The organism is Bradyrhizobium manausense (genome assembly GCF_018131105.1).
Classification (GTDB): Bacteria; Pseudomonadota; Alphaproteobacteria; order Rhizobiales; family Xanthobacteraceae; genus Bradyrhizobium; species Bradyrhizobium manausense_B.
Genome location: NZ_JAFCJI010000001.1, coordinates 1004182 through 1009042, shown reverse-complemented (window position 1 = coordinate 1009042; position 4861 = coordinate 1004182). Strand labels below are relative to the sequence as shown.

Annotated in this window: 3 protein-coding genes; 2 read left to right on the top strand and 1 reads right to left on the bottom strand. The window is 65.4% G+C overall.

Annotated features, from left to right (window positions below):
- Positions 1–71 precede the first annotated feature (71 nt).
- The gene (locus JQ631_RS04645) at positions 72–833 is read right to left on the bottom strand and encodes a hypothetical protein (protein ID WP_433995500.1); all 762 of its coding nucleotides are present in this window, start codon (positions 831–833) and stop codon (positions 72–74) included.
- 283 nt (positions 834–1116) lie between these two features.
- On the opposite strand from JQ631_RS04645, the gene JQ631_RS04640 reads away from it, so the two are divergent.
- Positions 1117–2148, top strand: coding sequence for an ABC transporter substrate-binding protein (locus tag JQ631_RS04640; protein WP_212324401.1), 1032 nt, complete (start codon positions 1117–1119; stop codon positions 2146–2148).
- Positions 2145–4859: a hybrid sensor histidine kinase/response regulator gene (locus JQ631_RS04635; RefSeq protein ID WP_212324399.1), complete on the top strand. Its 2715-nt coding sequence runs from the start codon at positions 2145–2147 to the stop codon at positions 4857–4859. Before JQ631_RS04640 ends, JQ631_RS04635 begins: the two co-directional genes overlap by 4 nt.
- The last annotated feature ends 2 nt before the right edge of the window (positions 4860–4861 follow it).

Sequence of the window (4861 nt, the reverse complement as noted above, 5' to 3'; positions counted from 1 at the left end):
TTCAGATCCTCTTCATCGGCATTGGCGCCGATCCACAACCAGGTGGGAGAATGATTCGAGATCGTCCGTGATCAGAACTGGCCGGGCGGAAGCTTGAAGACGTCGGGGCTCTTGGCGTCGGCCACGTAGAACAGCAGCAGGCTCGTCGGCGTGAGCACGCGCTGGTTGTTCTCCTTGTTCTCGAACGTGCCCTGGAGCAGCAGGATCACCGAGCGATCCTTGGCATCGCTGCCGCGGAACATCACGATGCCGCCGTTGACCGGCATGTTGACCGCGATCGAGTCGGGCTTGAAGCCCTCGCTGAGGAAGTGCGCGCGCAGGATGTTGGCGTTGGAGAACAGCTTCTCCGGCGTCATGGCCGCATCAGTGCCCTTGGACCAGACCGCGCCGACCTGGATCAGCGACTTGGACTTGTAGCCGAACACATAGGAAAGCTCGGCCGTACCGCCGTTCGGCAGCAGTTCCGGAACGGAGAGCAGCACGCTGTGGGTCAACTCGGACGGGTTGTCCTGGGCCTTGATGGCGTCGGCCTTCGGGGTGAAGTCCTTGGCCATCGCCGCGCGGACATCGGCCTCGTTCATGCCGAACTTGGCGGAACGGAAGCCCTCGATCGCCTTGATCTTGTCGTCGGCGGCCGCCGCGGCGGTCTCGGTCGAGGCGGCCGGTGCTGCACCGCCAGGGGCCGTCGCGGCTGGCGCAGCGCCTGCCGCGACCGTCTTTGGCGCCGCAGTGGCTTTCTGCTTGGGCGTCGCGCCTTGGGCCGCCAGCGGGCCAACCGCAACAGTGGTGAGAAGGCCTACAAGGGCCGGTACGAGGTAGATTTTGCGCATCATAGACCTTCGAAAACAATCTGAAACAACAGCTCAAAAATCGGCAGTCACGAAATCGGCTTCCCCGAACCGCCGCCCGCAATCGGGACGGAAATGTTGCAATGCCAAAAGGCCTTACAGGGCGCCACAGAGCAGACACCAAACGAAACAGCGATTTACGTAGCAATACGGTATTGGGCTGCCCATGGCTGCGAATGAACATTCACAAGCGCATTTTTTCATCAATTGTCGGCGTCAGCCTTTCGCGTTATGCACAACGCTAGGGACAATTTTTGCGAAACATTTCATGATCAAACGGCCTGTTGCGCCGGCGGTCGCCCGCCGCGATTTCATTCGGCTTGCGGGCGCAACCGCCGCGGGCTTCCTTGCGCTCGGCGCAACGTCGGATCGCATCCGTATCGTCGCGTCGATCACCAGCCTGTCGCTCGACGACGAGCTCACCAGACGAAGCATGACCGAGAGTGCAACCACGCGGCTTGGTGGGTTGATCGCCGGACTGAGGCAGCGTGGCTGGGTCGAAGGCGTCAATTTTCACTTCGAGCTGCGCTCGAGTTTCGGCGGACCGGACAAGATGAAGGCCGCCGTCGCGGAGCTCATCGACCTCAGGCCGGATGTCATCCTGACCGGCTCGACCGTCGAAACCGCGGCCATCATAGCAGCCACCAAGACGATCCCGATCGTGTTCGCGACATCCAACGACCCCGTTGGCAACGGCTTCGTTCAAAGCCTCGCGCACCCCGGCGGCAATGTCACGGGCTTCACCAGCAGCACCCCCGAGATGGGCGGCAAATGGCTTCAGCTGATCAAGGAGGCCGTGCCCGACATCCAGCGCGTCGGCGTCCTGTTCAATCCGGCGAGCACGCCGCGCGCGGGGCGCTACTACCTCGATTCCCTCGAGCAGGAGGCCGCTTCCTCGGGCGTTGCGGTGGTCCAGGCGCCGATCAGCACGCCGGCGGAGATCGATGGCGCGATCGGACGCTTCGCCGAGTCTCCGAAGGCGGCGATGATCTCGCTCGTCGACAGTTTTCTGGTGGTCAATCGGCAAGCGATCACCGCGACGGCCGCGAAATATCGCGTGCCCATGATCTATCCGTTCCACTATTTCATCGATGCGGGCGGGCTGATGAGCTACGGGCCGACGCTGGAGGTGCGCTCGGCCGACTACGTCGATCTCATCCTGCGCGGCACCAAGGCCGGCGATCTGCCGGTGCAGTCGCCGCGAAAATACGAGCTGTTGATCAACCGTACCGTCGCCGACTCGCTCGGATTGAAGATCCCGTTCACCCTGCTCGCGCGCGCCGACGAGATTCGCGAGTGAACGAGGAGATCGACCAGGGAGCTTTGCGGACGCCTCCGGGACGGCTGTTCCGCAAATATCTCTACGCGATCGTCGCCCTCGCCTTCACCGCGCTCGCCATCAACACCGGCTTCGACGTCTGGTTCTCCTATCGCGAGCAGAAGCAGCTTCTCGCCGCGACCCAGCGCGAGCAGGCCGCAAGCGCCGCGATTCAGATCGGCCAGTTCATCGGCCAGATCGAAAACCAGATCAGATGGCTCGCGCGCCTGCCGCCGGAGCTGTCGACCAACGAAGACAGGCGGCTGAACGCCATTCGCCTGCTGCGGCTGTCGCCTGCGATCGCCGAATTGACCGAGCTCGATGCGCAAGGCCGCGAGCAGGTACGCGTGTCGCGCCGTGTCCCGGACAGGATCGGCAGCAATGCCGACCACTCCGCGGAAGCCGCCTTCCGCGGCGCCAATGAAAGCCGGGCCTATTACGGGCCGGTCTACTTCTTCGGCGATACCGAGCCTTTCATGACGATCGCCGCACGCGGTACGGGCCGCGAGCCCAACGTGGTCATCGCCGAGGTCAATCTGCGCTTCATCTGGGACCTCGTGGCCGGCATCAGAGTGGGCAATACCGGCAAGGCCTATGTGGTCGACCGCCTCGGCGTACTGATCGCACATCCCGATCTGTGGCCGGCGCTGCAACGGAGTGATCTCTCCGGGCATCCAGACGTGCGCGCCGCGCTCGACGGCGTCGGACCGCCCTCGGGCGGCCTGATCAAGGAGGATTTTTCCGGTCAACGCGTGCTCTCGACCTATGCGACGGTCCCTTCGCTCGGCTGGCTGGTGTTCGTCGAACTCCCGCTCAGCGAAGCCTACGCTCCGATCTACGCCTCGATCGGACGGTCGACGTTTCTGCTGCTTGTGCTTCTGGCCTTCGCCACGCTGGTGTCGCTCTGGCTCAGCCGGCGCATGACCGTGCCGATCCAGATGCTGAGCCAGGGCGCACAGCGGATCGGTAGCGGCGATCTCGGACTGCGGCTCGCTATCAACACCGGCGACGAGCTGGAGGCGCTCGGCGACCAGTTCAACCGGATGGCCGCGCACTTGCGCGAATCCTATGCGACGCTCGAGCGCAAGGTGATCGAACGGACCTCCGAGCTCGAGAAGGCACGCGATCACGCCCTTGCCGAGCATGACGAGGCCGAGCGCGCGCGCAGTGTCGCGGTCGCGGCCAACGAAACCAAGTCGCGCTTCCTCGCCGTCGTCAGCCACGAGCTGCGCACGCCGCTCAACGGCGTCATGGGCGTGCTGCAACTGCTCGACGACGGCCGGCTCAGCGAAGTCCAGCGCCGCCACCTCGCGACTGCCGCCGCATCCGGCGAAACGCTGATCGCGCTGGTCGACGCCATTCTCGAATATGCCCGCCTCGAGGCCAGCACCGAGGCGCTGGAGACGCGCGATTTCCGCCTCGACCAGCTGATCGAGACGGCAGCCGATCTGATGCGCCCGCAGGCGTTCGCCAAGGGCCTCTCCTTCGATCTCGCCTGCGACGCGACGGTCAAGACGTCCGTGCACGGCGACCCCGTCCGCCTCAACCGCATCCTGCTCAACCTGATCGGCAACGCCATCAAGTTCACCCCGGGCGGCGGCATCTCGCTGAGCGCGACCGCCGAGCGGCACGACGACCACGCGCGGCTCCGCGTCGTCGTTCGCGACACCGGCATCGGCATCGCGCCCGACATGCATGAGCGGATCTTCGAGGATTTCGTGCAGGCCGACGACAGCATCGCGCGGCGGTTCGGCGGCACCGGCCTTGGCCTCGCAATCGCGCGCCGCCTCACGCGGCTGATGCACGGCGAGCTGACGGTGGAGAGTACGCTGGGCAAGGGCAGCGTGTTCACGCTCGTCGTGCCGCTCGGTCAAGCCGCAAGCGGCATCGTGCAAGGCGCGCTGCCGCCGCCATCGCGGCAACGCCGCGTGCTGCTGGTCGACGACGATCCCGTCAATTGCGAGGTCGGCGAAGCCATTTTGGTCAGGCTCGGCCACCGCGCGGCGATCGCAAGAGACGGTGCGGCCGCCGTCGCGCTCGCCGCCAGACAACCGTTCGACGTCGTCCTGATGGACCTGCACATGCCCGACATGGACGGCGTGGAGGCGGCCACGCGCATTCGAAAGCTCCCGCTGCAGCCGATGCCGCGGATCATCGTCGTGACCGCCGACGTGTCGCGGAACACCCGTGAGCGGCTCGCAGCCGCCGACATCACCAAGATCGTCGGCAAGCCGATCCTCATGAACGCGCTGCGCGAGGCGATCGAGGACGAACCCGAACAAGGCGCGACGGATCAGCGGCCCGAAACCGACGGATTGATCGACCGGCACTTTCTCGACGACCAGAAGGACCTGCTCGGCGCCTCCCAGATCGCGAAGCTGCATCATCTGCTGAGAGAGACCAGCGGACGGCTGATCGCCGATATCGCTGCAGCGGCCGCGGCCGGCGATCCCAACCAGCTTGCGCGTTTCGCGCACCAGCTCGGCAGCGCGGCGAGCGCGCTCGGTCTCATCAGCCTGTTCGAGCGCTGCCGCGAGATCGAGGAGACGGCGCCGGCGATGTCCTCGGCCGAGCGCCAGGATGCCGCCCGCGAGCTGGCCGCGCTTCGCGAGGCGTCGATGAACACGCTGGACGACCTGCTCGCGCCCGCCGAGGACCCACCTCGCCCGAAGGGAGAGGTCGGATCGCATTGAAA

Excerpts from the sequence above, each read along its gene's own strand:
- JQ631_RS04645 (WP_433995500.1), bottom strand. The coding sequence starts at position 833 with ATGATGCGCAAAATCTACCTCGTACCGGCCCTTGTAGGCCTTCTCACC.
- JQ631_RS04640 (WP_212324401.1), top strand. The coding sequence starts at position 1,117 with ATGATCAAACGGCCTGTTGCGCCGGCGGTCGCCCGCCGCGATTTCATT.